The 25,767-nt window shown below is 73.4% G+C and carries 31 protein-coding genes and 1 tRNA gene; 18 read left to right on the forward strand and 14 right to left on the reverse strand.

The window, feature by feature from the left end:
- The first annotated feature begins 1 nt into the window (after position 1).
- Both ACFT5B_RS09895 and ACFT5B_RS09900 read left to right on the forward strand, forming a co-directional pair.
- A complete protein-coding gene (locus ACFT5B_RS09895; protein ID WP_386797832.1) occupies positions 2–1,297 on the forward strand; it encodes a class I SAM-dependent methyltransferase in 1,296 nt (431 codons plus the stop codon).
- Positions 1,294–2,247 (forward strand): MBL fold metallo-hydrolase, encoded by a 954-nt coding sequence (locus ACFT5B_RS09900; RefSeq protein WP_386797833.1) that lies wholly within the window; start codon positions 1,294–1,296, stop codon positions 2,245–2,247. The genes ACFT5B_RS09895 and ACFT5B_RS09900 overlap by 4 nt, the downstream gene beginning before the upstream one ends.
- A 79-nt stretch (positions 2,248–2,326) precedes the next feature.
- On the opposite strand, the gene ACFT5B_RS09905 is transcribed toward ACFT5B_RS09900, so the two are convergent.
- A complete protein-coding gene (locus tag ACFT5B_RS09905) occupies positions 2,327–2,752 on the reverse strand; it encodes an FKBP-type peptidyl-prolyl cis-trans isomerase (RefSeq protein WP_386797834.1) in 426 nt (141 codons plus the stop codon).
- A 143-nt stretch (positions 2,753–2,895) separates the two neighbouring features.
- Here ACFT5B_RS09905 and ACFT5B_RS09910 point away from each other — a divergent pair, with 143 nt between their 5' ends.
- The 5 genes from ACFT5B_RS09910 to ACFT5B_RS09930 all read left to right on the forward strand — a co-directional run bounded on the left by ACFT5B_RS09910 (position 2,896) and on the right by ACFT5B_RS09930 (position 6,827).
- Complete coding sequence (locus ACFT5B_RS09910; RefSeq protein WP_386797835.1) at positions 2,896–3,189, forward strand: DUF1330 domain-containing protein; 294 nt, start codon at positions 2,896–2,898, stop codon at positions 3,187–3,189.
- A gap of 115 nt (positions 3,190–3,304) precedes the next feature.
- Positions 3,305–4,738, forward strand: coding sequence for a ferric reductase-like transmembrane domain-containing protein (locus ACFT5B_RS09915; protein WP_386797836.1), 1,434 nt, complete (start codon positions 3,305–3,307; stop codon positions 4,736–4,738).
- A gap of 4 nt (positions 4,739–4,742) precedes the next feature.
- On the forward strand, positions 4,743–5,294 hold the full coding sequence (locus tag ACFT5B_RS09920) for an FMN-binding protein (protein ID WP_386797837.1): 552 nt from the start codon (positions 4,743–4,745) through the stop codon (positions 5,292–5,294).
- Between the two features lies 1 nt (position 5,295).
- On the forward strand, positions 5,296–6,102 hold the full coding sequence (locus tag ACFT5B_RS09925) for an FAD:protein FMN transferase (RefSeq protein ID WP_386797838.1): 807 nt from the start codon (positions 5,296–5,298) through the stop codon (positions 6,100–6,102).
- Positions 6,103–6,188: 86 nt separating this feature from the next.
- Complete coding sequence (locus ACFT5B_RS09930; protein ID WP_386797839.1) at positions 6,189–6,827, forward strand: dihydrofolate reductase family protein; 639 nt, start codon at positions 6,189–6,191, stop codon at positions 6,825–6,827.
- A gap of 68 nt (positions 6,828–6,895) precedes the next feature.
- Here ACFT5B_RS09930 and ACFT5B_RS09935 read toward each other — a convergent pair whose 3' ends face one another.
- Positions 6,896–7,705 (reverse strand): Bax inhibitor-1/YccA family protein, encoded by an 810-nt coding sequence (locus ACFT5B_RS09935; RefSeq protein WP_386797840.1) that lies wholly within the window; start codon positions 7,703–7,705, stop codon positions 6,896–6,898.
- A gap of 227 nt (positions 7,706–7,932) precedes the next feature.
- Here ACFT5B_RS09935 and ACFT5B_RS09940 point away from each other — a divergent pair, with 227 nt between their 5' ends.
- The gene (locus ACFT5B_RS09940; RefSeq protein WP_386797841.1) at positions 7,933–8,892 is read left to right on the forward strand and encodes an ABC transporter ATP-binding protein; all 960 of its coding nucleotides are present in this window, start codon (positions 7,933–7,935) and stop codon (positions 8,890–8,892) included.
- Positions 8,889–9,719, forward strand: coding sequence for an ABC transporter permease (locus tag ACFT5B_RS09945; protein ID WP_386797842.1), 831 nt, complete (start codon positions 8,889–8,891; stop codon positions 9,717–9,719). Before ACFT5B_RS09940 ends, ACFT5B_RS09945 begins: the two co-directional genes overlap by 4 nt.
- Before the next feature lie 399 nt (positions 9,720–10,118).
- On the opposite strand, the gene ACFT5B_RS09950 is transcribed toward ACFT5B_RS09945, so the two are convergent.
- The gene (locus ACFT5B_RS09950; RefSeq protein ID WP_386797843.1) at positions 10,119–11,351 is read right to left on the reverse strand and encodes an MFS transporter; all 1,233 of its coding nucleotides are present in this window, start codon (positions 11,349–11,351) and stop codon (positions 10,119–10,121) included.
- Positions 11,352–11,411: 60 nt separating this feature from the next.
- Between ACFT5B_RS09950 and ACFT5B_RS09955 the strand changes: the two genes are divergently transcribed.
- Complete coding sequence (locus ACFT5B_RS09955) at positions 11,412–11,942, forward strand: MarR family winged helix-turn-helix transcriptional regulator (RefSeq protein WP_386797844.1); 531 nt, start codon at positions 11,412–11,414, stop codon at positions 11,940–11,942.
- 3 nt (positions 11,943–11,945) lie between these two features.
- Here the strand turns inward: ACFT5B_RS09955 and ACFT5B_RS09960 are convergent, their stop codons facing one another.
- The 3 genes from ACFT5B_RS09960 to ACFT5B_RS09970 form a co-directional block, all read right to left on the reverse strand.
- Positions 11,946–12,980, reverse strand: a complete 1,035-nt coding sequence (locus ACFT5B_RS09960; protein ID WP_386797845.1) for an alpha/beta hydrolase — start codon at positions 12,978–12,980, stop codon at positions 11,946–11,948.
- Positions 12,981–13,020: 40 nt separating this feature from the next.
- A complete protein-coding gene (locus ACFT5B_RS09965; protein ID WP_386797846.1) occupies positions 13,021–13,902 on the reverse strand; it encodes an SDR family oxidoreductase in 882 nt (293 codons plus the stop codon).
- 75 nt (positions 13,903–13,977) lie between these two features.
- Entirely contained in the window at positions 13,978–14,628 is a 651-nt protein-coding gene (locus ACFT5B_RS09970; RefSeq protein WP_386797847.1) for an MBL fold metallo-hydrolase, read from the reverse strand.
- A 109-nt stretch (positions 14,629–14,737) separates the two neighbouring features.
- Between ACFT5B_RS09970 and ACFT5B_RS09975 the strand changes: the two genes are divergently transcribed.
- Positions 14,738–15,310 (forward strand): TetR/AcrR family transcriptional regulator, encoded by a 573-nt coding sequence (locus tag ACFT5B_RS09975; RefSeq protein ID WP_386797848.1) that lies wholly within the window; start codon positions 14,738–14,740, stop codon positions 15,308–15,310.
- A gap of 68 nt (positions 15,311–15,378) precedes the next feature.
- Positions 15,379–15,828 (forward strand): YdeI/OmpD-associated family protein, encoded by a 450-nt coding sequence (locus ACFT5B_RS09980; protein WP_386797849.1) that lies wholly within the window; start codon positions 15,379–15,381, stop codon positions 15,826–15,828.
- 80 nt (positions 15,829–15,908) lie between these two features.
- Here the strand turns inward: ACFT5B_RS09980 and msrA are convergent, their stop codons facing one another.
- The 3 genes from msrA to ACFT5B_RS09995 form a co-directional block, all read right to left on the reverse strand.
- Positions 15,909–16,463 (reverse strand): peptide-methionine (S)-S-oxide reductase MsrA, encoded by a 555-nt coding sequence (gene msrA, locus ACFT5B_RS09985; RefSeq protein ID WP_386797850.1) that lies wholly within the window; start codon positions 16,461–16,463, stop codon positions 15,909–15,911.
- The gene (gene msrB, locus ACFT5B_RS09990) at positions 16,460–16,939 is read right to left on the reverse strand and encodes a peptide-methionine (R)-S-oxide reductase MsrB (protein ID WP_386797851.1); all 480 of its coding nucleotides are present in this window, start codon (positions 16,937–16,939) and stop codon (positions 16,460–16,462) included. The genes msrA and msrB overlap by 4 nt, the downstream gene beginning before the upstream one ends.
- A gap of 105 nt (positions 16,940–17,044) precedes the next feature.
- Positions 17,045–17,989 carry an NAD-dependent epimerase/dehydratase family protein gene (locus ACFT5B_RS09995; RefSeq protein ID WP_386797852.1) on the reverse strand — a complete coding sequence of 315 codons (945 nt, stop codon included), beginning with the start codon at positions 17,987–17,989 and terminating at the stop codon, positions 17,045–17,047.
- A gap of 69 nt (positions 17,990–18,058) precedes the next feature.
- Between ACFT5B_RS09995 and ACFT5B_RS10000 the strand changes: the two genes are divergently transcribed.
- The 5 genes from ACFT5B_RS10000 to ACFT5B_RS10020 all read left to right on the forward strand — a co-directional run bounded on the left by ACFT5B_RS10000 (position 18,059) and on the right by ACFT5B_RS10020 (position 21,098).
- A complete protein-coding gene (locus ACFT5B_RS10000) occupies positions 18,059–18,496 on the forward strand; it encodes a MarR family winged helix-turn-helix transcriptional regulator (protein WP_386797853.1) in 438 nt (145 codons plus the stop codon).
- A gap of 122 nt (positions 18,497–18,618) precedes the next feature.
- On the forward strand, positions 18,619–19,227 hold the full coding sequence (locus tag ACFT5B_RS10005; RefSeq protein WP_386797854.1) for a dihydrofolate reductase family protein: 609 nt from the start codon (positions 18,619–18,621) through the stop codon (positions 19,225–19,227).
- A 51-nt stretch (positions 19,228–19,278) separates the two neighbouring features.
- Positions 19,279–19,602: a YciI family protein gene (locus ACFT5B_RS10010; RefSeq protein ID WP_386797855.1), complete on the forward strand. Its 324-nt coding sequence runs from the start codon at positions 19,279–19,281 to the stop codon at positions 19,600–19,602.
- Positions 19,599–20,852: an RNA polymerase sigma factor gene (locus ACFT5B_RS10015; RefSeq protein WP_386797856.1), complete on the forward strand. Its 1,254-nt coding sequence runs from the start codon at positions 19,599–19,601 to the stop codon at positions 20,850–20,852. The genes ACFT5B_RS10010 and ACFT5B_RS10015 overlap by 4 nt, the downstream gene beginning before the upstream one ends.
- A 30-nt stretch (positions 20,853–20,882) precedes the next feature.
- The gene (locus tag ACFT5B_RS10020) at positions 20,883–21,098 is read left to right on the forward strand and encodes a nuclear transport factor 2 family protein (RefSeq protein WP_386797857.1); all 216 of its coding nucleotides are present in this window, start codon (positions 20,883–20,885) and stop codon (positions 21,096–21,098) included.
- Positions 21,099–21,113: 15 nt separating this feature from the next.
- On the opposite strand, the gene ACFT5B_RS10025 is transcribed toward ACFT5B_RS10020, so the two are convergent.
- On the reverse strand, positions 21,114–21,713 hold the full coding sequence (locus tag ACFT5B_RS10025) for a TetR/AcrR family transcriptional regulator (RefSeq protein ID WP_386797858.1): 600 nt from the start codon (positions 21,711–21,713) through the stop codon (positions 21,114–21,116).
- Positions 21,714–21,804: 91 nt separating this feature from the next.
- On the opposite strand from ACFT5B_RS10025, the gene ACFT5B_RS10030 reads away from it, so the two are divergent.
- Positions 21,805–22,167, forward strand: a complete 363-nt coding sequence (locus ACFT5B_RS10030; protein ID WP_386797859.1) for a nuclear transport factor 2 family protein — start codon at positions 21,805–21,807, stop codon at positions 22,165–22,167.
- 30 nt (positions 22,168–22,197) lie between these two features.
- Here the strand turns inward: ACFT5B_RS10030 and ACFT5B_RS10035 are convergent.
- From ACFT5B_RS10035 to ACFT5B_RS10050, 4 genes are all read right to left on the reverse strand, one after another.
- A tRNA-Leu gene (locus ACFT5B_RS10035) sits at positions 22,198–22,271 on the reverse strand.
- A 139-nt stretch (positions 22,272–22,410) separates the two neighbouring features.
- Positions 22,411–23,844 (reverse strand): NAD(P)/FAD-dependent oxidoreductase, encoded by a 1,434-nt coding sequence (locus ACFT5B_RS10040; RefSeq protein WP_386797860.1) that lies wholly within the window; start codon positions 23,842–23,844, stop codon positions 22,411–22,413.
- Between the two features lie 128 nt (positions 23,845–23,972).
- Entirely contained in the window at positions 23,973–25,316 is a 1,344-nt protein-coding gene (locus ACFT5B_RS10045) for a hypothetical protein (RefSeq protein ID WP_386797861.1), read from the reverse strand.
- Positions 25,313–25,648, reverse strand: a complete 336-nt coding sequence (locus tag ACFT5B_RS10050; protein WP_036946963.1) for a PadR family transcriptional regulator — start codon at positions 25,646–25,648, stop codon at positions 25,313–25,315. Before ACFT5B_RS10050 ends, ACFT5B_RS10045 begins: the two co-directional genes overlap by 4 nt.
- Positions 25,649–25,767: the final 119 nt, after the last annotated feature.

A 25,767-nucleotide genomic window follows, 5' to 3' on the forward strand; every position in this document is an offset into this window, starting at 1 on the left:
CGTGCCCGCCCCCGACCCTCCCCCGCTGCCCGACGCCGTCACGGCCGTCCTCGCCGGGCTGCGCCGCTGGCCCGACATCGAGGGACCCGACCTCCTGGCCGCCGACGGCGCGGACCGCCTGCTGCTCGCGGAGCTCGCCGGGCTCCTGGCCGGACCGGGCGGCGAGGCGCTCACCCGGGCGGGGGCGGTGAGCATCCTCGACGACGCGCACGGCGCCCTCACGCTCGGCGCGCTGACGCTCGGCGCCCGCGGCCCGCGCGTCTGGCAGGACTCCGTGGTCGCGGAACGGGCGCTCGACGCCAACGCCGAGCGGCTCGGGCTCGCCGGCGCGTACGAGCGCCGGTCCGCGGGCGCCCCCGGGTCGGCGCTCGTCCCGGCCGACGTGACAGGTGGTGCCCGGCTCGTCCTGCTCCGGCTGCCACGCTCGCTCGCCGCGCTCACGGAGCTCGCGGAGGCCGTGGCAGGGTCCGCCGCACCGGACGTCGTCGTGCTGGCGGGCGGCATGGTCAAGCACATGACGCCCGCGATGAACGACGTGCTCGGCCGGTGCTTCACGACGGTCCACGCGACGCGCGGACGGCACAAGGCACGCGTGCTCGTCGCGTCGGGGCCTCGGGAGGTCGAAGCGACGTACCCGGTCGCGGAGCAGGCGGCGGCCGACCTGGCCGTGTGGGCGTACGGGGCGGCGTTCGCTGGGCCACGGCTCGACCGTGGCGCACGCGCGCTGCTCGAGGCGCTCGGCCTGCTTTCCGGCACGTCCGGCGCCCCGTCCGCCGATCGCGCGTCGTTCCCGCCCGGCGCGACGGTCCTGGACCTGGGTTGCGGCACGGGCGTCCTCGCCACGAGCGTCGCCCGCGCCTTCCCCGACGCGCGCGTGGTCGCGACCGACGTGTCCGCCGCGGCGGTCGCGTCGACGGCGCTCACGGCCGAGCACGCGGGCGTCGGCGACCGGGTCGAGGCGGTGCGCGACGACGCCGGGCGCGACCTGCCCGACGCGACGTTCGACGTCGTCGTCTGCAACCCGCCCTTCCACGTGGGAGCCGCCGTCCACACGGGCGCGGCGTCCCGGATGTTCCGCACGGCGGCGCGCGTGCTGCGGCCCGGCGGCGTCCTGTGGACGGTGTACAACTCGCACCTGCGGTACCGCGCGGAGCTCGCGCGCGTCGTCGGCCCGACGACGCAGGTCGCCCGCGACCGTACGTTCACCGTGACCCGGTCGGTCGCGAGCCCGGCGGGCGGCGCCCCAGCGCACGGCCGCCCCGGACGCCGCACTCCACCCGAGGAGGAGACGCCATGAGCGACACGACCCCGGACCACCCGGGCACCCCGCACGGCCCCGTCGCGGTCACGTTCCCCGACCGGTGGGCCGTCGCCGCGCCCGTCGCCGGGGACACGACCCCGATCGAGGTGCACGCGCTCGAGGACGACACGGTGCTGCTGCGGCAGTCCAAGCGCTCGAGCCACGAAGCGCCGGTGCTCGCGCTGCTGTTCGGGTCGGAGCGCGCGCTCCTCCTCGACACGGGCGCGACCGCCGACCCGGAGGCGTTCCCCCTGCGCAGCACCGTGGACTCGCTCGTCGCGGACTGGCTCGAGCGGAACCCGCGCGAGGACTACGGGCTCGTCGTCGTGCACTCGCACGCGCACGGCGACCACGTCGCGGCGGACCCGCAGCTCGCCGACCGGCCGGGAACGGTCGTCGTCGGGAAGGAGCTCGGGGACGTCCAGGCCTTCTTCGGGCTCGGCGAGCCGGGGAGCGCCGACGACGAGGTCGCGTTCGACCTCGGAGACCGCGTCCTCACGGTCCTCGCGACCCCCGGCCACCACCCGACCGCGATCACGCTGCTCGACCCCCGCACCGGGATCCTGTGGACGGGCGACAGCATCTACCCCGGCCGCCTCTACGTGGACGACCGCCGCGCCTTCGCGACCAGCACCGCACGGCTCGCCGCCTTCGCGGCCGAGCACGACGTGCGGTGGGTGGTCGGGGCGCACGTCGAGGCGGCGCGCACGCCGCGGACCGAGTACCCGTTCGCCGCGCGGTCGCAGCCCGACGAGGCGCCGCTCGCCCTCGCACCCGACGTCCTCGCCGAGGTCGCCGACGCCGCCGCGGAGCTCGCGCTCACGCGACCCGGGCGCCTGGTGCGCGACCGGTTCACCGTCGTCGACGTCAAGAGCAAGACCGCCCTCGCGCGGTTGCTCCTCGCGAGCTGGGCGCACCGGCTCCGGGGACGTAACCGGCTCCCCTGACGCGGTTCTCCCCGGAGCTGTCAGAAGCTCACGGCACCCCGGTGCCGTGAGCTTCTGACAGGACGCGGACGCGGAAGGGTCAGGCGATGTCGACGAGGTCGACGACGAACACCAGCGTGTCCGTGCCGCCGATGCCGGCCTGCGGGACGCCGCGCTGGCCGTACCCGTGCTCCGGGGGGACCGACAGGAGCACGCGCGAACCGAGGTTCTGGCCCACGAGGCCCTTGTCCCAGCCGCCGATGACCATGCCGACGCCGATCGGGAAGTCGATCGTGGCGCCGCGGTCGTACGAGTTGTCGAAGACGTGCCCGTCCCAGGTCTGGCCCAGGTAGTGCACGACGATCGTGTCGCCCTTGCTGACCTCGGGGCCGTCGCCCTGCTCGAGCACCTGGACCTGGAGGCCCTCGGGTGCGCCACCGTCCGGGAAGGTCAGCGTCGGCTTGTCGCCGAACGAGCCGGACGCTGCAGGCAGAGCGGGCTGCGCGGATTGCGAGGACTCGGACATCGGGGGTTCCCCTCTCGATCGGAAAAGACACCCCACCCTAGAGTGTGTCGCACGACCTCGCTGAGTTGCCGCCGGTGCGACCACGGCAGGACGGCGACCGGTCGACGACCGCACGCCCGACGTTCTCACCACCGGGAGGTTCCGTGCCCAAGGGCTACTGGGTCAGCATCTACCGCACGATCTCGGACCCGCAGAAGCTGGCCGCCTACAACGAGCTGGCCGGTCCGGCCGTCCGTCTGCAGGGCGGGCGGACCCTCGTGCGCGGCGGCCGGGTCGCCGCGTACGACGAGGGGATCGCCGAGCGCACCGTCGTGGTCGAGTTCGACAGCTTCGAGCAGGCCGTGGCGGCACGCGAGAGCCAGGCGTACCAGGAGGCGCTGGCCGTCCTCGGCGACGGCGTCGAGCGCGACTTCCGCATCGTCGAGGGCGTCGACTGACCGTCGGCGAACCTGCCACCGGCCTGACCGGGGTCCCAGCCGACTCATAGCCGGGGCGGACCGGGCTCCGAGGTGCGCGCCCCACAGTGGAGTCCTCGCACCCGCAGGAGGACCCATGACCAGCACCGTCGCCCGTGCGCCGCAGCCCGAGGGCGCGGCGCGCGTCCCCGGGCAGTCCGCCCGGCCCCCGGTCCTCGGGCGCGCCGCCCGCGCCGACGCCGCCGTCCGGCTCGTCGCGGGCGCGCTGCTCTGGCTCGCGCTGCTCCTCGTGACGTCGTGGTGGGTCGCGGGCGGCGGCGTCCAGGACCTCGGCGGCTGGGTGAGCGGGCTGACGTCGGTCGGACGCCTGTCCGGGCTCGCCGCGTCCGTGCTGCTGCTCGCTCAGGTCGTCGCGATGGCCCGGCTGCCGGTCCTCGAGCGCGCCTACGGCCAGGACCGGCTCGCACGGGTCCACCGGCTGCTCGGGCTCACGTCGTTCGACCTCATGGCCGCGCACGTCCTGATCGTCGTCTGGGGGTACGCGGGCGGGTCGGCGCTGCGCTGGCCGGCAGAGCTGTGGGACCTCACGATCCACGAGCCCGGCATGCTCCTCGCCGTCGCGGGGCTCGCGTGCCTCGTCATGGTCGTCGTCACGAGCCTGCGCGCCGCGCGACGCCGGCTGCGCTACGAGTCGTGGCACCTGCTCCACCTGTACGCCTACCTGGGGGTCGCGCTCGCGCTCCCCCACCAGCTCTGGACGGGCCAGGACCTCACCGCCTCGACCGCGCGGACCGTGTTCTGGTGGACCGCCTGGGGCGTCGCGATCGGTGCTGTCCTCGTGTGGCGCGTCGGACGGCCCGTCCTGCTCAACCTGCGGACCCGGCTGCACGTCACGGCCGTCGTCCCCGAGGGAGCCGGCACGTGGTCGGTGCACCTGGGCGGCGAGCGCCTCGACCTGCTCCGCGCCGACGCCGGCCAGTTCTTCACCTTCCGCTTCCTCGCGGGCAAGGGCTGGACGCGCGGCAACCCGTACTCGCTGTCCGCCGCGCCCGACGGCGCAGGGCTGCGGATCACCGTCGCCGCCTCGGGCGACGGGAGCGCCGCCGTCAGCACGCTCGCCCCCGGGACCCGCGTGCTCGTCGAGGGGCCGTACGGGCGCCTGAGCCACCGCGCGCGGTCGCGGCGCAAGGTCGCGTTCCTCGGGGCCGGGGTCGGCGTGACGCCGCTCCGCGCCCTGGCCGAGGGGCTGGACTACGCGCCCGGCGAGGCCGTCTACCTCGAGCGGTACACCGACGAGCCGCTGTTCACCGCCGAGCTGCAGGAGCTCCACGCCCGCCGCGGGCTCGTCGTCCTTCGGCTCCCCGGGCGACGCCGGGCACCGGGCTCGTGGCTCGGCGACGGCGTCGGGCCCGCCGACGACGTCACCGCCCTCCGCTACTGGGTGCCCGACGTCGCCGAGCGCGACGTGTACGTCTGCGGGCCGCCCGGGTGGACCGCCTTCGTGACCCGCACCCTCGCCGACGCCGGCCTCCCCGCCGAGCGGCTCCACCTCGAGACCTTTGAGTGGTGACCCCATGAAGCGCATCGTCCTGTGGAGCCTGTCCACGCTCACCGTCCTCGTGCTGCTGCTCAGCTACCACACGTCCACCAGCAGCCGCGTGCCGCTGGGGAGCGAGTCGTCCGTCGTCGCGCAGGCCGGGACCGCGGGCTCGGGGTCGTCCGGCTCCTCGGGTTCCTCCGGCGCGGCGGGGTCGGACTCGTCGGGTTCCGGATCGTCCGACTCCTCGGGCTCGGACTCGTCCGGCTCGGGGAGCGGCTCGTCGGGCTCGTCCGGGTCGTCGAGCTCGGCGTCGAAGACGGTCGACGGCGACACGGCCCAGACCCAGTGGGGCCCGGTCCAGGTGTCGGTGACGGTCGCAGGCGGGAACGTCACCGAGGTGACGGTCCTCCAGCAGCCGAACGGCAACGGCCGCGACCAGCAGATCAACTCGTACGCGCTGCCGATCCTGCGCCAGGAGGCGCTGTCCGCGCAGAGCGCGAACATCGACATGGTCTCGGGCGCGACGGTCACGAGCCAGGGCTACGTGAGCTCGCTGCAGAGCGCGCTCGACAAGGCGGGGATCTGACGTGTCCACGCTGCCCGCGCCGGCCGCGCCGGCCGCGCCGCCCACCGCCCGTCGCGTCGAGCACGTCATGGGGATGCCCGTCAGCCTCGCGCTGCGCGGGCGCCACGCGACCGGTCCGCGCGCCGACGCCGCCTGGGAGGCCGCGCTCGCCGAGCTGCGCCACGTCGACGCCGTCTTCAGCACCTACCGGCCCGACTCGTGGATCAGCCGGCTGGGACGGGGCGAGGTGACCGTGGACGACTGCCCGCCCGAGGTCCGCGAGGTCCTCTCCCTCGGCGAGCTGGCCCGGCTCGGCTCGGGCGGTGCGTTCGACGTGCGCCGCCCCGGACCTGACGGCACCGTCGTCCTCGACCCGAGCGGCGTCGTCAAGGGCTGGGCGGTCGAGCGCGCGCTGCGGGCCTTCGACGACCTCGACGGCACGGACGTCTGCCTGTCCGCGGGCGGCGACCTCGCGTGCCGGACGCGCGCCGACGGCTCGCCGGGCTGGCGGATCGGCGTCGAGGACCCTCACGACCCGGCGCGCGTGGTCGCGGTCGTGCCCGTCCGGGACGGGGCCGTCGCGACGTCCGGCCTCGCGCACCGGGGCGCGCACGTCGTGGACCCGCGCACCGGACGGGTCCCGACGGCGCTCGCGTCCGTGACCGTCGTCGGACCCGACCTGACCTGGGCCGACATCGACGCGACGACCGCGTTCGTGCTCGGCGACGACGCCCTGCCGTGGCTCGCCGGACGGCCGGGCGAGGTGGGCGTCGTCGTGCGGGCGGACGGTACGGCGACGACGTTCGGTGCCGCCCCGAGCGGCGCCTGAGCCGGGCCGGGCGCCGGGCCGATGAGTCCGGGCGGACCGCCGGGTCTCTCTGGTGACGACATCGTGCACGTCACCGGGAGGACATCATGGGACTGATCCACGTCGAGCTGTTCACGACCCTCGACCTCGTCGCTCAGGCGCCGGGTGGCCCCGAGGAGGACCCCGAGGGGTTCCCGTTCGGCGGCTGGCAGGCACCGCTCATCGACGAGTGGTCCGGCACGCAGATCGCGGAGGCCTACGACGGCACCGACGCGCTGCTGCTGGGGCGCCGGACCTACGACATCTTCGCGGCGTACTGGCCCCACGTCGGCGAGGAGGAGGGCGGAGGCTTCGGGGCCCTGTTCAACAGCATCCCCAAGTACGTCGCGTCGCGCGGCACGCCCGACCTGTCCTGGGAGGGCTCGGTGCTCCTCGGTCCGGACCTGCCCGCGGCCGTCCGGGAGATCCGCGACCGCCACGAGCACGTGCACGTCGTCGGGAGCCTCGACCTCGTGCAGACCCTGCTCCGCGAGCGCCTGTACGACCGCGTCGACCTCCTGGTGCACCCGATCGTCCTCGGCGTCGGGAAGAAGGTGTTCGACGGCGGCGCCGTGCCGACCAACCTCACGCTCCTCGAGCCGCCCGCGGCCGGCCCGAAGGGCGCGGTGATGCTGCGGTACGGGCTCGCCGACGGCGTGCCGCGCACCGGAGACATGACGGCCCCGGACCTCGGTCTGGCTGAGTGACCGTGGACCGGGGCCGGCTGCGGGACGCGCCGTTCTGGCGGCGCGGCCCCGGGTCGGGTTCGGAACCGTCAGTTGCGCAGGATCGACAGCAGGCGCAGGAACTCGACGTACAGCCAGACGAGGGTCACGACGAGGCCGAACGCGGCCGCCCACGCGAACTGCGCGGGGACACCGCGCTCGACGCCACGCTTGATGGAGTCGAAGTCGACGAGCAGTGACGCAGCGGCCAGGGCGACCGCGGCGATCCCGATGACCACGCCGAGCGGGCCACCGCGCATGCCCCAGCCCCCGAGGACGCCCGTCCAGACGAGCACGAGGTTGACCAGCGAGAAGATCAGGTAGCCGCCCATCGCGACGAGCAGCCAGCGCGTGAACTTGGGCGTCACGCGGACCTTGCCCGACCGGAACAGGATGAGCGTCGCCGCGAACGTCGCGACGGTCGCGAGCACGGCCTGCAGGACGACGCCGTCGTAGAAGTCCTCGTACATGCGGCTGATGCCGCCGAGGAACGCGCCCTGGGCGACCCCGTAGGCGAGGATCAGGGCAGGGCTCGGGACCCGCTTGAAGGCGTTGGCGAGACCCAGGCCGAGACCGACGAGCATGCCGACGACCCACACCCACGGCGCCTGCGGCGTGATCGCGTACGTCACGGCGCCCACGGCCACGAGCACGGCGAGCAGCGAGCCCGTCCGCACGATGACGTCGTCGTAGGTCATCCGGCCGGTCTGGGCGGGCGTCGCCGCGGGCGACTGGTACATCGCCTCGAGCGTGGCGGCGTCCACGGTGCCCGGCGCGGTCGTGGTCCCGCCCGGCACGGACGGCACCGCCCCTCCGCGCGCGTTGAAGGCGGGGTTCTTGTCGAAGTACGGGTTGGCCACGTGTCCTCCTGGGTCGTTCCGGATGCTGTCCGGAGCGGTCCCCGCCATCCTATTCGGACACGGTGACGTCGTGACAGACACGGGGACGGCCCGAGAACAAGACCAGGGACTTCCCCGATCGGACCCTGGACATGACAAATGGCCCGTCCCAACGCGGCCCGGACTGTCTAGGCTCGGTCCCGGGCCCCGGAGCGCCCACCCACACGAACGACACAGACAGGACACCCATGATCGAAGCTCATGGCCTGACCAAGAGGTACGGGCCGAAGACCGCCGTGGACGGCATCTCGTTCACCGTCCGACCGGGAACCGTGACGGGCTTCCTCGGCCCGAACGGCGCCGGGAAGTCGACCACCATGCGCATGATCATGGGGCTCGACCGCCCGACCGCCGGCAGCGTGATCGTCAACGGCAAGCCGTACGCCCAGCACCGCTCGCCGCTCACCGAGGTGGGCGCGCTGCTCGAGGCCAAGGCCGTGCACACGGGCCGGACCGCCTACAACCACCTCCGCGCGCTCGCCGCGACGCACGGCATCCCGGCCTCGCGCGTCGGCGAGGTCATCGAGATGACCGGGCTCCAGTCCGTCGCGAAGAAGCGCGTGGGCGGGTTCTCGCTCGGCATGGGCCAGCGCCTCGGCATCGCCGTCGCGCTGCTCGGCGACCCGAAGACGCTCATCCTCGACGAGCCCGTCAACGGCCTCGACCCCGAGGGCGTGCTCTGGGTCCGCAACCTCGCGAAGTTCCTCGCCTCGGAGGGCCGGACGGTCTTCCTGTCCAGCCACCTCATGTCGGAGGTCGCGCAGACCGCCGACCGCGTGCTCGTCATCGGGCGCGGGAAGATCCTCGCCGACGCGTCGGTGCAGGAGTTCGTCGACGGGTCCTCGCAGAAGTCCGTCAAGGTCCGCTCGCCGCAGGCCGCCCAGCTCGCCGAGGTCGTGACCGGCGACGGCGTCGCCGTCACGAGCACCGAGCCCGGCCTCCTCAGCGTGACCGGCACCGACGCGAAGAGCATCGGCGAGGCTGCCGCCGCGAACGGCATCGTCCTGCACGAGCTCACCCCCGTCACGTCGACCCTCGAGCAGGCGTACATGGAGCTCACTGCCGAGTCGGTCGAGTACCACGCGACCGGCGCCCCGGACGGTGCCGCCGCCCCCGCCCCGACCAGCACGGAAGGAGCCGCGCGATGAGCGCCGCCACCGCTCTTCCCCAGGGCGCCGTCGACGGCGCCGTCCCCGCGTCGAAGTACCACCTGACCTTCGCCCGTGTCCTGCGGGCCGAGTTCATCAAGTTCCGCACGGTGCGCTCCACGGTCTGGACGCTCGCCGTCACGATCATCGTGCTCGTCGGGCTGGCGACCCTGTTCGCCGCGATCTTCCGGGCGAACGTCAACGACATCGGGGTGACCGGTGCGGAGGCAGCGACGACCCCGATCGTCACCGGTGTCGGCTTCGGGCAGCTCGTCCTCGCCGTCCTCGGTGCTCTCACGATCACGGGCGAGTACTCGACCGGGATGATCCGCTCGACGTTCTCCGCGGTCCCCACCCGGACGCCGGCTCTGGTCGCGAAGGCGGTCGTCGTGGTGGTCTCGGCGCTCGTCGTCACGGCGGTCGCGACGGCGATCACCGTGGGGATCATCACGCCGATCCTGTCCGGCTCGCCGATCGCGCTCGACCTGTCCGACCCGGACGTCCTGCGGGTCGTCGCAGGTACCCCGCTCTACCTGGCGGGGATCGCGCTGCTCGCTCTCGCGCTCGGCATCCTGATCCGCAACTCGGCGGGTGCGATCTTCGGCGTCATCGGCCTGGTCCTCGTGATCAACCCGATCCTCACGGGCATCCCGGTGAAATGGGTCAACGACTGGGCGCAGTACCTGCCGTCGGCGGCCGGCCAGCAGCTCCTCACGATCGACCCGCAGAACGACCCGTCGCCGTGGCTGGGGCTCCTCGTGCTCTTCGCGTGGGGCGTCGTGCTGTTCGGCATCGGCGTCTTCCTGGCGAAGAAGCGCGACGCCTGACCTCACCGGCACGCAACGAAGGGCCCCGCGGCAGCAGCCGCGGGGCCCTTCCTTCGCCGGCGGTGACGCCCCGTTCGCCGACGGTGACGCCCGGCCCACCGACGGTGACGCCCCGTTCGCCGACGGTGACGCCCGGCTCACCGACGGTGACGCCCGGCCCACCGACGGTGACGCCCCTTCCCGGGCGGTGCCCGATCACCCGTGAACGGTTGTCACCGTCGGCGAACGGGGCGTCACCCTCGGCGATTCCAAACGTCGCCCTCGGCGCTTTCGACGTCACCCTCGGCGAGGGTGTGCGAACGAAGGGCCCCGCGGCTGCTGCCGCGGGGCCCTTCTGCTGGGCGTGGTCCGGTCCGTCCGGACCGTCCCCGTCGACGCCCCGGACGAACTGGTCCGGGGTCAGACCTCGCCGAGGATCTCCTCAGGGGTGCCCTCCTCGACGCGGGCGGCGGCGTTCCACCTGGCCCAGAGGAACCGCTCGCCCATGCCGCGCGCCATGACGTGCCCGGCGGCGAGGAAAACGACGATCCCGACGGCCAGCACGGCAGCACCCACCCAGAACGGGGCGGCGGCGTGCGTCTTCGCGATGAGGCCGGCGATGACGGGCGCGGGGGCGGCGAAGCCCCAGCGGACGAGGTTGAACGCGCCGGTGGTGACGCGACGGTCGGGCGAGCCGAGCGCGAGCGACATGTCGGTGAGGTTCGCGTTCATGACGCCCATGCAGATGCCGGCGAACACGAGGACGACGACCATCCACGGTGTGGAGGGGTGCAGCGCGAAGACGACGACCGACACCAGGACGCCGAGGATCGCGACGAAGATCGTCTGCACGGCGCCGATCTTGTGGGCGAGCTTGTGCCCGACGACGAGGATGCCGAACGCGAGCCCGATGCCCCAGCCGGTGAAGACGAAGCCGAGCGCGATGACGCCGAGGTCGAGGAAGACCGGCGTGTAGCCGAGGACGACGAAGAACACGTAGTTGTACGCGGCGGTGACGACGCAGAGCACGAGGAACGCGGGCTTGCCGTAGAGCCTGAAGATCGAGCCGAGCCGCAGGGGCGCGGGCTTCTCGGCGGGGTCCTTGAGGCGCGACGCGGAGACGACGAGCGCGATGATCATGAAGAGCCCGCACGCGAGGAACGGGATGCGCCACTTGATCTCGCCGAGCAGACCACCCAGCAGCGGGCCGACGGCGAAGCCGAGGCCGACGCAGGTCTCGAAGAGCTCGACGACCCAGTTGCGGTCCTGCGCGAGCGACACGAGGAGCACCATCGCGGTCGCGAAGAACATCGCGTTGCCGAGACCCCAGAACGCGCGGAGCACGGCGAGCTGGGCGATGTTCTGGCTGAAGCCGGCGAGGATCGCGGCCACGCCGACGGTGCTGACGCCGGTGATGAGGATCTTCTTGTAGCCGAAGCGTCCGGTCGCCATGACGGCGGGGATCATGCCGAGCGCCATGAGCGCGATGTAGGCGGTGAAGAGCAGCTCGATCTGCCAGGTCGACGCCCCGAGGTCGGCACCGATGACGGGCAGGATCGGGTCGACGATCGCGATGCCGGCGATCGCGAAGAACGCGGTGAGCGCGGTCGCGTAGATCGCTGTCTTGTGGGGTTCGTTGCGTGTGGACGCCACGGGGACGAGACTCCTTGCGGGTAACTGTATCTACCAGGTAATTGCCTGTATCATACACCTATGACGATCGACGATGCCGCCGGCCACGGCGCCGACACCCTCGCGGGCGCAGGCGCCTCGCCGGACGACGCCGCGGCAGCGGCGGTCCTGTCCCGCATCGAGTACGAGGTCGCGCAGCTGATGCGGCGGGCGGACCGGTCGGTGAGCCGAGGCTCGAAGCGACCCGGCACCGGGATCACGGACCGCGCCGCCTACCTGCTCCTGCACCGCCTCGTCAGCGAGGGCGCGGAGAACGTCAACGTGCTCGCCGAACGGCTCGGGCTCGACGCGTCGACGGTCACCCGCCAGGTCGCGGTCCTCGAGAAGGCCGGCCACGTCCGCCGCACGCGCGACCCCCACGACGGTCGAGCCGTCCTCGTCGAACCCACGGACACGGGCGTCGACGCCCTCGCGGAGAACCGGGCGGAGCGCCGCGCCCTGTACGGGGACGTGCTCGGCTCTTGGTCCCGGCTCGACCGGGCGCTGCTCGCCGAGCTCCTGGGCCGCCTGAACTCCTCGCTCACCGAGTACCGCCACCGCGCCGACGACTGACGGTCACCCGCCCGCGTACGCGTCCGCCCACCGCCCGAGGACGCGGTAGGCGTGCGCACGTGCCTCGGGAGCCGACAGGACGACGTCGTGCAGGGCTCCCTCGATCCGCGCGAGCGTCACGTGCGAGCCGAGCTGGACGGCGCGCGTGGCGACGTGCCCGACGTCGAGCGCGGTGTCCGACGAGCGCATCGCCTCCGACCACACCGGCAGAAGCGTCGAGCGCGCCGAGAGCAGGACGAGCACCGGCAGGTCGAGGCCGAGCCCGCGGGCGACGTCGGCCTGGGCCCGGAAGACGGCGTCGAGCCAGGCCGGGTGGAGCGCGAAGCCGTGCTCGGGCCGCCACGCGAGGTCGTAGTCCCACTCCCCCTCGAACCGGCGCGAGACGGCTCGGGTGTAGAAGCCGAGGTCGACGGCGACCATCCGGCCCCGCGGCTGGAGGCGCGAGCGGAGCCCGAGGGCCGGCGCGACGACGGCGCGCCCGGTCGACCCGGCCTGGAACTCGAGCCACGGGCTGTTGAGCACGAGCGCGGTGGCGCGGCCGGGGAACGCCGCCGCCCACAGGCTGAGGGTCAGGCCGCCCGTCGAGTGCCCGACGAGGACCAGCGGCCGGTCCTCCCGCGAGCGTTCGCCCGGCAGGATGCCGTGGCCCATGACGGCGAGCGCCGCCTCGACGTCCCGGAAGTAGTGGCGCAGGTCGGCCGTGAAGCCCGGGGTCTGGCCCGGGCGCAGGCTGCGCCCGTACTTGTGCAGGTCGAGGGCGTAGAACCGGGCGCCGCGCTGGTGCCAGAACCGGGCGTGCTCGGCCTGGAAGAAGTAGTCGGACCAGCCGTGCACGTACAGCACGTCCGCGTCGCGCCCCGGCGTGCCAGAACCCGGTGGCCGTAGAGCGCCGGGCTCTGACAGGTCGGGGGCGTAGCGCACGAGGGTCGCGACGACGTCACCCTCGTCGTCCTCGCCGAGCGGGAGCGTCCGCTGCTCGAAGCCCGGGCCGAGGACGTCGGGGCGCCAGTCCTCGCCCTCGCGCCGCCCCCGCCCCATGCCGTCACGGTAGGCGCGCCCCGCCGACGACGCGCGGCGGTCAGGCGGGGTAGTCGCCCGCCGTGAGGTCCTCCAGCAGGCTCGGGTGCGTGGGCTCCCAGCCGAACCGCTCCCGGGTCAGCGCGCTCGACGACGGCTGGTCGACCCTGAAGATCGTCCCGAGGAAGCCGAAGCTCTCGCCGGGCACGGCCTCCACCGGCAGGTCGAGGGCTCCGCCGATGGCAGTGGCGAGGGCCAGCATCGAGTCGCCCTCGTCCGCGACCGCGTGGGCGACGGCGCCGGGCCCGCCCTGCTCGAGCGCGAGCCGGAACAGGCTCGCGGCGTCCAAGCGGTTCACGGCGGGCCACCGCTGGGCGCCGTCCCCGACGTAGCCGGACACTCCCGTGCGCCGCGCGGCGGCGATGAGCATGCCGGCGAAGCCGTACGCCGAGCCGCGCAGGTGCACCGAGCGCGGCAGCCGCACGGCGACGGGCCGCACGCCGCGGTCCTGGAGCGCGAGGACCTGGTGCGCGGTGCGGGCCCGCTCGGCCATCGGCCCCTCGACGGGCGTCGGGTCGTCCTCGGTGGACGCGCGCCCGGGGACCGCCGGCGTCCCGGAGGCGAACACCAGAGGCTTGCCCGTGCCCTCGAGGGCAGAGCCGAGCGCCTCGACCGCAGCGCGCTCCTCCGCGATCCCCTCGGCGACCCGCGTGAAGTCGTTGCTGAACGCCAGGTGCACGACGCCGTCCGCGTCGTCGGCGGCGGCGCGCAGGGTGTCGAGCGTGGTGAGGTCGCCGCGGAGGACTTCGCCCCCGGTGGCGGCGACCCGCTCCGCGGCGGCGTCCGAGCGGGCGAGGCCCACGACCTCGTGCCCGGCCGACAGAAGCTCGGGGAGGACCGCGGAACCGATCCCGCCGCTGGCTCCGGTGACGAAGACGCGCATAACTGCTCCTTGTGATGGGACTCGTGTCTCATCACCGTACCAAGTGACGAGACCTTTGTCTCGTCGCAGCGCGTGTCAGTCCGCGGGCGGCCGCCAGGGCTCGTGCGTGTGCGAGAGCCAGACCCGCTCCGGGTCGAGCGCGCGCACGAGCCGCTGGCCCTCGGTCCGCGGGTCGTCGAGCTCGCCGAACCACACGGCCGTGTCCCCCACGACGACGATCGGGCGTCCGCCCGTCTCGACGACGACCACCTGAGAGCCCGCGGTGTGACCCGGCGCCGGGACGAGCCGTACCCCAGGCAGGAGCTCCAGCTCGCCGTCGACCGGCACGTACTGCACGCCGGGAGCCTCGAGCCAGTCGCGGATCGTGTAGCCGTCCACGGTGCGGGCGTCGTCGAGCTCGCGGCGCTGGACGTAGATCGGCGTGCCCGGGAACAGGCGGTTGCCGCCGCAGTGGTCGCCGTGCAGGTGCGTGTTGACGACGAGGTCGATGCCGTCGAGGTCGATGTCCTGGTCGCTGAGCGGCCGGAGGCGCGGATCCATGTCGGCCAGGGCCGGATGGAGCTCGGTCATCCCGGTATCGACGAGCACGCGGCCATCCGGATGGTCGATGACGTGCACGTAGACCGGCATCCGCTCGCCCTCCACGAACAGGTCGGCGACGAAGACGGGGGTCACGGTGACAGCGCCCTCCGCGGACGCGCGGAGGTCGTTCGGTGCGGTGCTCATGCAGGACCTGACTGCCGTCAGCCCGGAAAGTCATCGCGGCGCGCCGCTGGCGCGGTGGCCCGGCACCCGCGGACCGACGGGACCGGAGTCCCGTCCGTAGGATGAGGCCATGCCACGCTGGGAGCCCGACGCCCGTGAACGCCTCGTCGTGGCCGCGCTGCACCTGTTCAACGAGCAGGGGTACGACGAGACGACCGTCGCACAGATCGTCGAGCGCGCCGGGCTCACCCGCAGCACGTTCTTCCGCCACTTCCCCGACAAGCGCGACGTCCTCGCGGCCGGGCAGGAGACCCTGTCACGTCTGCTGACCGACGGGATCGCGTCGGCGCCCGACGACGCCGGCGCCCTTGACGCGATGGCCGAAGGCCTCAGGGGCGCCGCCGGAGCGATGACGCCCGTCAGCCGGGAGTTCGGACCCCAGCTGCAGGCCGTCATCGCGGCGAGCGCCGAGCTCCAGCAGCGCGACCAGCTCAAGCGCGTGGGCCTCGCCGCCGCCGCTGCCGAAGCTCTTCGCGCGCGCGGCGTCGACCGTCGCACCGCCGACCTCGTCGCCGAGCTGGGGATGCTCGCGTTCAAGGAGGCGTACGCGACGTGGGTCGCCGGGGACGACGAGCAGGACTTCGGCGCGCTCGCGACAGGGGCGCTCGAGCAGCTCCGCGTCGCGGCGGCCGCGCTGGGCTGAGCCCCCGCCCCGCACATCGACCGAGCCTCACCGACAGCAGCGCAGCACCGACGAGAGGACGTCCGAGCATGGAGTTCCGCAGCACCGTCGAACCGCCCGAGCCGATGCACGGCCTCGAGATCCCGCCGGGCGTCGTCGAGTCCCTGGGCGGCGGGAAGCGTCCGCGGGTCGTCGTCACGCTGGGCGGGCACACGTGGCGCACGCGCGTCGCGATCCTGCGGGGGCGCGACCTCATCGGTCTGAGCAACGCGAACCGCTCCGCGGCGGGCGTGACCGTGGGTGACGAGGTCACGGTCGGCCTCGAGCTCGACGACGAGCCGGAGACGGTCACGGAGCCCGACGACGTCGCCGACGCCCTCGACGCGGCACCCGCCGCCCGGGCCGCGTTCGACCGGCTCACGGTGAGCCAGCGCAAGCAGCACGTGCGCGTCGTCGAGCAGGCGAAGAGGCCCGAGACCCGCGCGAAGCGGGTCGCGGGCCTCGTCGAGAGCCTCGGCGGGACGGCAACCTCGGGCTGACCGCCCGCCCGTGCGAAGACCGACCGGCCGCCGGAAGGCGAAGGGCTCGGGCGAGCCCCTGCCGGCCGGCGGCCGCCGCGTCAGGCCGAGGCCTGCTCGCGCTTCGGCAGCACCCAGCCCGGGCGCACGAAGTGGCACGTGTACCCGTTCGGGTACTTGAGCAGGTAGTCCTGGTGCTCGGGCTCGGCCTCCCAGAACGGCCCGGCGGGCTCGATCGTCGTCACGGCCTTGCCCGGCCACAGGCCGGAGGCGTCGACGTCGGCGATCGTGTCACGCGCGACCCGCTCCTGCTCGGGCGTGAGCGGGAAGATCGCCGAGCGGTAGCTCGTCCCGATGTCGTTGCCCTGCCGGTCCAGCGTCGACGGGTCGTGGACCTGGAAGAAGAACGCGAGCAGGTCGCGGTACGTCGTCCGGGTCGGGTCGAAGACGATCTCGACCGCCTCCGCGTGGCCCGGGTGCTTGCGGTAGGTCGCGTGGTCGTTCTGTCCGCCCGTGTAGCCGACGCGCACCTTCACGACGCCCGGCTGCCGCCGGATGAGGTCCTCCAGGCCCCAGAAGCAGCCGCCCGCCAGCACCGCTGTCTCGGTGCCGGGCTCGCGCGTGATCTCCCCGGTGTCGGTGATGCCGCTGGTCATGACGCGTTCTCCTTCGTGCTCGTGGTCTCGGAGGTCTCGAACAGGGTCCGGAAGCGACCGTAGCCCTGCTCCTCCAGCTCGGACGCGGGGACGAACCGCAGCGCGGCCGAGTTCATGCAGTACCGCTGGCCGCCCGTCGCGACCGGGCCGTCGTCGAACAGGTGCCCGAGGTGGCTGTCGGCCCCCGCGGAGCGCACCTCGGTCCGGACCATCCAGAAGGACGAGTCCGTCCGGGTGGTCACCGCGTCGTCGGCGATCGGCCGCGTGAAGCTGGGCCAGCCGGTCCCGCTGTCGTACTTGTCGGTGGACGAGAAGAGGGGCTGCCCCGACACCACGTCCACGTAGATCCCCGGCTCGTGGTTGTCCCAGTACTCGTTGCGGAAGGCCGGCTCGGTGCCGCCGTCCTGCGTGACGTGGCGCTGACGCCGGGTGAGGCGGCTCAGCGTCTCGGGAGACTTGCTGTAGTCGTTCGACACGTTCTTTCTCCTTCGTTCCGACGTCGCTGGCTGCGGCGTCGTTCCTTCCAACACGGCGAGCCTCGGGTTTGGTCCCGGGCACCGCCGGCACGGAGACCGGCAGCGCTATGCGTCGTGCCCGGCGCGGAACCACGCCACGTAGTCGGCGGCCGCAGCGGCCGTGTCGTACGCGGGCTCGAAGCCCGTGTCCTCGCGCAGCCGCGCGACGTCGAGCCAGCTCACCGGGAGCGGCCCCGCGGACGGCAGCTCGAACCGGAACCCAGGCACCACGCTCGCCAGCGCCGCGAGCACGTCGGCGTTGCTGGTCGGACGGCCGGACCCGACGTTGTAGGTGCGGTGGCGCAGCCCGGGCGCGAGGGCGAGCAGCGCGAGCGCGCGACCCGTGTCCTTGACGTAGCAGAGGTCGAGGGCGTCCTCGGCGCGCGGCGGCGCCATGATCCCCGAGAGGTCGGGGGCGGTGCCCGTCGCCGCCGCGCGCGCGAGGACGGACGCGGGGAAGAACGGGTCGGGCAGGTGCCCGCCCGGCCCCCAGGTACCCGAGATCCGCGCGTTCACGAGCTCGACCCCGGTGGCGTCGCCGAGGTAGCCGGCGAGCAGCTCGGTCACCTTCTTGAAGGTCGGGATGACGTGGAGGTTGCGCATCGACAGGGGCAGGTCCTCGGTCAGGGCCCCCTCGGCGGGGATCCCGCCGTAGACGCCGATCGTGCTCGCCGTGACGACGCGCTCGACGCCCCATGCCTGCGCCGCGCGGACGACGGTGAGGAACGCGTCGACCGCGCGCCCGGTGTCGCCGAGGGGGTCGTCCGTGGCGGGCCACGGCAGCGCGACGGCTAGGTGGACGATGCTGGTGATCGGGTACCGCTCGCCGGCCTCGAGCAACCGGTCGAGGTCCGCGACGTCGCCCTGGACGACGTGCACGGGCAGGTCCGCCAGAGGCTCCGGCACCTCGGGGGCGCGACGCTGGAAGAGGACCACCTCCTCGCCGAGCTCGTGGAGCGCGCGGACGGTGTGGGAGCCGATGAACCCGGCCCCTCCGGTCACGAGGATCATGGGGAACGCCTTCCGTAGTAGAACTGACTGTCAGTGTTACTGACGATCAGCCTAGGCTACGCTTTCGGCATGTCAAGAGACGTGTTCGCCCGCCGCGAGCCCGAGGACTCGCTCGTCTACCTCCTCAAGCACGCCACGGCGAGCCTCCACGGGCTCGCCGACGCAGCGCTCCAGCCGCTCGGGATCGACGGCAAGGAGCTCGGCGTCCTCCGCCTCCTCGTCGGTCGCGAGCCGACGTCGCAGCTCGAGGTCGCCCGCCTGCTCGGCGTCGACCGCACCACCATGGTCGCCCTGCTCGACGGGCTCGAAGCGAAGGGCGTCGTCACGCGCCGGCAGGACCCGACGGACCGGCGCCGGAACGTCGTCGAGCTCACCCAGGCCGGGCTGGCGCTCTACGAGCGGGCCGACGCCGCCTACGCCGGCGCGGAGGAGGAGTTCCTCTCCCCCGCGAGCGAGGCGGACGCCCGGGCCCTCAGGCGGACGCTGCGCGCCGTCGTCGTGCGCTGACCGGGCTCGGGCCGGCCGCTCGGAAGCTCGTCCGGCCGAGGATGTCGGATCCGTGGGGTCGGCGTCGTCGAGAAGGTGAGACCGCCCGCCCGGGGCGGCCGGACCCGGAGGAAACGACGACCATGAAGCTGACCACCATGACGCAGGTCACCCTCGACGGGGTGATGCAGGGCAACGGCGCCACGTCCGACGACCGCAGGGACGGATTCACGCGGGGCGGCTGGGCGCTCGGGGCGGGGGACGACGAGACCCGCGACCTCATCACCCGGACCTACGAGCGCGCCGACGCCTTCCTGTTCGGGCGGCGCACCTACGAGCTCTTCGCGGGCTCGTGGGGCACGGTCGACGCGATGCGCGCCCACCCCATCGGCGTGGCCCTGGAGCGCGCACCCAAGTACGTCGCCTCGACGACGCTCGAGACCCCGACCTGGCCGCGGACCACCGTGCTCCGTGGCGACCTCGCCGACGCCGTCCACGAGCTGAAGGCCGCGCCCGGCGGCGAGCTGCAGGTGCACGGAAGCGGCGTCCTGGTCCGGTGGCTGCTCGAGCACGACCTGGTCGACGAGCTCACGCTCCTCGTGGTCCCGGTGGTCCTGGGCCAGGGCAGCCGGCTGTTCCCCGAGAACGGACCGGACCGCGCGCTCGACCTCGTCGGGTCGCGGGTCGACTCGAAGGGCGTGACGATCCAGGTCTACCGGCCCGCCGGACGCCCGCACTACGCCCACGCCTGACCCCCGCCCACCCGCCCGAGCAAGGCTTCGACACCCGAGGAGACGACTCCGATGCAGTATCTGGTTTCCGTGATCGACGACAAGGTCAACCCGGGCCGCGACGACCGCGAGCCCCTCATCAGCGCGTTCAACGAACGGCTCATCGCCGCGGGCCACTGGGTGTTCGCCGGTGGCCTCGCCGACACCGACGCCGCGACCGTCGTCGACAACCGCGGCGAGCAGCCGTTGCTCACCGACGGGCCGTTCGTGGAGTCGAAGGAGTTCCTCGCGGGCATATGGATCTGGGAGGCCCCCGACCTCGACGTGGCGCTCGAGCTCGCGACCGAGGCGTCGCAGGTCTGCGCCCGGAAGATCGAGGTCCGGCCGTTCCTGTGAACGACACCGCCCCCGCGGACGACGCAGTCGCGGCCGCCGCCCGGGCGCACCGTGACGAGTGGGCCCGGCTGGTCGGCGCGCTGACGCGACGCTTCGGCGACCTCGACGTCGCCGAGGAGGCCGCGGCCGAGGCGTTCGCCGCTGCCGTCGCCCGGTGGCCCGGCGACGGTGTCCCCCGCAACCCCGCCGCGTGGCTCACGACGACGGCGCAGCGCAAGGCCGTCGACAGGCTCCGGCACGAGAGCAAGCGTGACGCGAGGCACCGGGAGGCTCGCATCCTGCACGACGACGCACCGCCCGCGTCGCCGGGCGTCGTCGACGACGATCGGCTCCGCCTGATCTTCACCTGCTGCCACCCGGCGCTCGCGATGCCGAGCCGGGTCGCCCTCACGCTGCGCCTGGTCGGGGGCCTCACGGTCCCCGAGATCGCCCACGGCTTCCTCGCGCAGGAGGCAGCGATCGGGCAGCGCATCACGCGCGCCAAGGCCAAGATCAGGGCCGCGCGAATCCCGTACCGCATGCCGTCCGCGGACGACCTCCCGACCCGGGTGACCGGCGTCCTCGCCGTGCTCTACCTCGTCTTCAACGAGGGATACCTGGCCAGCGGGCCCGGCACCGACCCGGTCCGCCAGGACCTCACCGCCGAGGCGATCCGGCTCGCGCGCCTGCTCCACGCCCTCCTGCCCGACGACGGCGAGGCGACCGGGCTGCTGGCGCTCATGCTGCTCACCGAGGCCCGCCACGCGGCGCGGGTCGATGCCGCCCGCGTGCTCGTCACGCTCGACGAGCAGGACCGCACCGCCTGGGACGCGGGGCTCATCTCCGAAGGGCACCGGCTCGTCCGCGAGCGGCTCGTCGCGGCCGCGGCCGGAACCGCCCCGGGGCGCTACCAGGTGCTCGCCGCGATCAGCGCCGTGCACACGTCAGCTCGCGACGTGCGCGACACGGACTGGTCCCAGGTCGTCGCCCTCTACGACCAGCTCACCCGGCTCGACCCCTCGCCCGTCGTCACCCTCAACCGGGCCATCGCGGTCGGCGAGCTGGACGGACCCGAGGTCGCCCTGGCGCTCGTCGATCCTCTCGCGGATCCGCTCGACGACTACCACGCGTTCCACGCGACCCGCGCCGACCTGCTGCGCCGGCTCGGCCGCGACACCGAGGCGCGCGCCGCCTACGACCGCGCCCTCGGACTCACCGGCAACACGGCCGAAGCCGCGGCGCTCCGCCGCCGCCGCGACGCGCTCCGGTAGCCCACACCCGCCCCCGACGGCGCGCGGCGCGTGGGCGGTGCGGCGTGCCTGGCACGGTGGTCCGCGCTGGCGGCGGACCGCGCTCTGACGTTCACGCCGGAAGGCTCGGAGGTCCTCGGCGACCTCGTGGTCCAGCCCTGGCTCCTCGTGTGGGGCGCCGGCGCGCAAGACCGCGTCCGCGGCGTCAACCTGATCCGCGTCCGCGACGGCCGGATCGTCGAGGCGCGCGGTTACGTCAAGGCGTGATCCCGAGCCTGACGGCTATCGCTCCGCGCGGAACCCCGTGAGCATGGCGACGACCTCGGGTCGCGCCGACTCCCTCGCGCGCTCCGGGTCAGGGGAGCCGGCGATGATGGCGGCCGCCTCGCACAGTGCGCCCAGGATGAGCCTGGAGCGAACGGCCGCGTCGCCTTCACCCAGCTCCCCCTCGGCCTGGAGGCGCGTCAGAGCCGCGGTGAGCATGGCGCCGACCTGACCGTCCTCGATCAGTCTTGCCTGGTCGCGTCCGAGAACCGCGGGACCGTCGAAGACGATGATGCGGCCGACCGACGGCCGTGCACATTCGTCCACGAAGGCGTCGACACCTGCGAGCAACCGACCCCAGCCGGTCGTGGCGTTCGCAGCCGCGGCCGACACTGCCGAGGCGAGGTCGCGCTGCGCTCGGTCGAAGACCCCTCGGAACAGGGCCGCCTTGTCGGAGAAGTGGTGGTACAGGGCGCCCTTGGTCACCCCGGCGCGCGCCGCGACGTCGTCCGTCGAGACGGACGCGTAGCCCTCGTCCCCGAACAGCTGCGTCGCGGCCTCGAGGAGCCGGGCGGTCGTGCCCTCGGAGCGGTCTCTCTGGCGACGGGGGGTCGTCATGACGACATCCGTTGACGGCTCTGGTCCACGCTCGCTACATTACGTACTCCAAGTACGTACTGCGAGTATGTAAGAGGCGGGAGAACGTCTGATGAGTGAGTTTGTCGACCGGTGGGCCTCCTTCTGGGCTGCGCCGACGCCGGACGGCGTCGACACGATCGCCGACGAGGACATCGTGCTGCGCTATCCGGGGGTCCCGGAGCCCCTGACCGGCATCGCCGCCTGGAAGGAGCGGGTCGCCTCCATCGTCGAGCGCTTCCCCGACGTCCGTCTCGACGTCACCCATCACGCCACCGTCGACGACCTGTGCTTCATCAGCTGGCGGGCCTCCGCCACGAGCCAGGGAACCCCGATCTCCTGGGAGGGAACCGACCGCATGCTGCTGAAGGACGGCCGGGTCGTCGACTCGATGGTCGCCTTCGACACGTCCGGCTTTCGACCGGCGGCCCGGTGAGGGCGGGTAGGTTCACGTCGACTCTTCGGGTGCCCCCGGTGGGATTCGAACCCACACTGTGTCGGGTTTAAGCCGACTGCCTCTGCCGGTTGGGCTACGGGGGCGCGCTCGCGCGCACGGCGAGCGTACGTCGTCGGGCGCGGGACGACGACGCACGCCCCGGACCGTGGCACGGCCCGGGTACGACGACGGGGACGGGCCCCGGAAGGCCCGTCCCCGTCGTCAGCGCTCAGAAGCGCGAGATCACTTCGCGTCGGCGGCGGCCGACGTTGCGACCTGCTTCAGCGGCTCGTCCGTCTTCTTGGGGGCCGGGGCCGCGGCGCGGAACGCGGCGCGCGGGTCCTGGACGGCGTTGAGCGCGACGGTCTCGCGCCCGTAGACCGCCTGGCCGACCCAGCCGTTGAAGATGTGGAGCTTGCGGTTCCACGTCGGCATGGCGAGCACGTGGTAGCCGCGGTGCATCGCCCACGCGAGCGGCCCGCGGAGCTTGAACTTCCCGAACAGCTCCGCGACGCCCTTGTAGAGCCCGAGCGACGCGACGGTGCCGATGTTCTTGTGCGAGTACTCCTTGGTGGGCTCGCCCTTGAGGCTCGAGACCAGGTTCTCGGCGAGCTGGACGCCCTCGCGGATCGCGTGCTGCGCGTTCGGCGGGCAGAACTTGCCCGGGTTCAGCACGTCCGGCACCGCGGCACAGTCGCCCGCACCCCACGCGCCGGGGACGATCGTGCCGTCCTCCTGCGCGACCTGGAGCGTGGCGAGGACCTGCAGGCGGCCCAGCTTGTCGAGCGGGAGGTCCGAGTCGTTCAGGACCGGGTTGGACTTGATGCCCGCGGTCCACACGAGGGTGTCGGTGTCGAACTCGACGCCCGTCGACGTGACCACGTGGCCGTCGACGCACGAGCTGAGGAACGTGTTGAGGTGGAACTCGATGCCGCGGTCCTTGAGCTGGTCGAGGGCGTGGAGCGCCATCGGCTCGGACAGCTCGGGCAGGATGCGGCCCGTGCCCTCGATCATCACGAAGCGCAGGTCCGACTGCGTGAGCGTCGGGTGCTTCTTGACGGCGGCGCGCGCCATGTCCTCGATCTCGGCGATCGCCTCGATGCCCGCGAAGCCGCCACCGATGAAGGTGAACGTGAGCAGACGCCGGCGCAGCGCCTCGTCGGTCACCGTGCTCGCGACGTCGATCTTGTCGAGGACCTGGTCGCGGACCGCGATGGCCTCCTCGACCGTCTTGAGGCCGATGCCCTGCTCGGCGAGGCCGGGGATCGGGAGCAGACGCGCGACCGAGCCGAACGCGACGACGACCTCGTCGTACGTGAGGACGAACTCGTCGCCCTCCTTCGGCACGACCGTCACGCGACGGTCCGCGTGCGAGATCGACGTGACCTTGCCCTCGACGATGTCGACGCCCGGCAGCGCCTTGCGCAGCGGCGCGACGACGTAGCGCGACTCGATCGAGCCGGCCGCCGCCTCGGGGAGGAAGGGCGCGTACGTGAGGTACGGGTTCGGGTCGACGACCGTGATCTGCGCCTGGTTCTTGCCCAGCCGCTTCCGGAGCCGACGTGCGGCGTACAGGCCGACAGACCCGCCGCCGATGACGAGGATGCGCGGCACCGTGGTGCCTGCGGGACTGCCGTTCTGGGCAGGGCTGACCGAGGTCAGATCGTTCTGAGGCATGGGCAACAGACTATTACCGCACGTGTCCAGCGAGAAATCACGCGACCACCTGGTGATATGTGCCTCACCACAGCCCCGCGAAGGAGGCGGGATGCCGGGGTACTTCGCGGGGTACCCCGGTATCCCGCCTACTTCGTGGGGGTCGGGGTCGTGGGCTTCGGGGTCGGGTGCGTGCCCGACGAGGGCGCGGGGCTAGCTGTGTCGCTCGGCGCCGGGGACGGTGCGGTCCTGTCCCCCGGCTCCACCGCGGCATCCGGGGCGGTGCCTCGCGAGACCAGGGGCGACATCTGGTCGAACGGGGCGACCGGAGCGGTGGGCGCCACTCCGGGCTCCGCCGTCGGCATGCCCTGGTCGTCGTACTGGGCGTTCCCGTACTCGTCGAGCGCGACCTGCGCCCGCTCGAGCGGGTAGGCGTTCCAGACCTGCCGGCCCGACCGGTCGTACGACGGCACCGCGAGCCACGGCTGCGCCACGTCGTCGTGCAGCGAGCCCAGCTCGGACGGGTCCGCCGTCAGGACGGGCCTGCCCGCGCCGTCGTAGACGCGCGCACCGTCGACCAGCGTGCCGTCGGGGCCGTAGACGAACAGGTCGTCCACCCGCTGGCCGTCCACGAAGACACCGTCCGTCGGGGTCGCGTCGCGGGCGCCCTGCGCGTAGGACGACGCGCCGTCGGAGGACGAGGCGCCGCCCTCGCTGTAGGCGGTCGCGAAGGTCGGCACGAGCAGCACGACCGCGGTCGTCCCCATCAGCCGGCCCACCCAGTCCCACCGGTGCGGGAGCCGCCACGCGCCGCGCCCCCACTGCACCGAGCACACGACGGCCGCGAGCAGCAGCACCCAGCCGAGCAGGTTCTCGGGCAGCAGCGCGACCGGCCGCTGCGTCCACAGCAGTGCCGTCACCAGCACCCACGCGCGCCCGACCCACCACGCAGGCCGCAGCACCTCGAGGAACTCGAAGACCGGCTTCCACCCGGGCGCGTCCTTCAGCTCCCGCCACTGCTGCGCCCAGCCCGCGCGCGTCTCCGCCCACGCCGCGCCCATGCTGCGTCGCGTCGCCGCCCCCTGCGCGACGACGCGGGGCCGGAGCCCGGCCGACGAGCGCAGCTCCGCCGCGTACGCGGCCGGCGTCCCGAAGCGGGTGGCCAAGGTCGTCGCCGTGAACGGCACGTCCGACGACGGCGCGGCGCCCGCGCCCGGTGCGCCGGAGTCGGCCGTACCACCGGCGGACGGGGCGACCACCGTGTCGGCACGGTCCGCGCCCGGGCGAGGGCCGCCGTCGGGCCGCGAGAACCCGACCGGGGTGTCGGCGAGGGCGTCGAGGAGGTCGGCCTCGAGGCCGTCGGTGAGGTCGTCGACGGTGTCGGCCGGCAGGTCGTCGAGCTCGGCGCGCACGGCGCGGGCGTAGTCGGCGACGAGCGCGTGCAGCGCGACCGACGCGGTCGAGGGCGCGGGCAGGGGGACCGTGGTGCTCATCGGGCTGCTCCTTCGGTGGGGTCGAGGAGGGACGTGACGGTGCGGGCGAACGAGCCCCACTCCTTGCGCTGGACGTCGAGCATCGCCCGGCCCTGCGCGTTGATGCCGTAGTACTTGCGGTGCGGGCCCTCGTCGGAGGGCACCACGTAGCTCGTGAGCGCGCCCGCCGCGTAGAGGCGGCGGAGCGTGCCGTAGACGGACGCGTCGGCGACGTCGTCGAGGCCTGACGACCGCAGGCGCCGGACGACGTCGTAGCCGTACCCGTCGGCGTCGGCGACGACGGCGAGCACGGCCGCGTCGAGCACCCCCTTGAGGAGCTGGGTCGTGTCCATGCGGTCCCTCTCGTCGTGGCCGGTCGTCGCGCGCGGTGTCGCACCACGCACGCTACTACGCGATGTGCACTACCGGCCAGAGCTCCGTACCGCGTGTCGCTGCACGGGGCTCGCGAGCC

Origin of the sequence: Luteimicrobium sp. NPDC057192 (assembly GCF_042670205.1) — a bacterium.
GTDB lineage: Bacteria > Actinomycetota > Actinomycetes > Actinomycetales > Cellulomonadaceae > Luteimicrobium.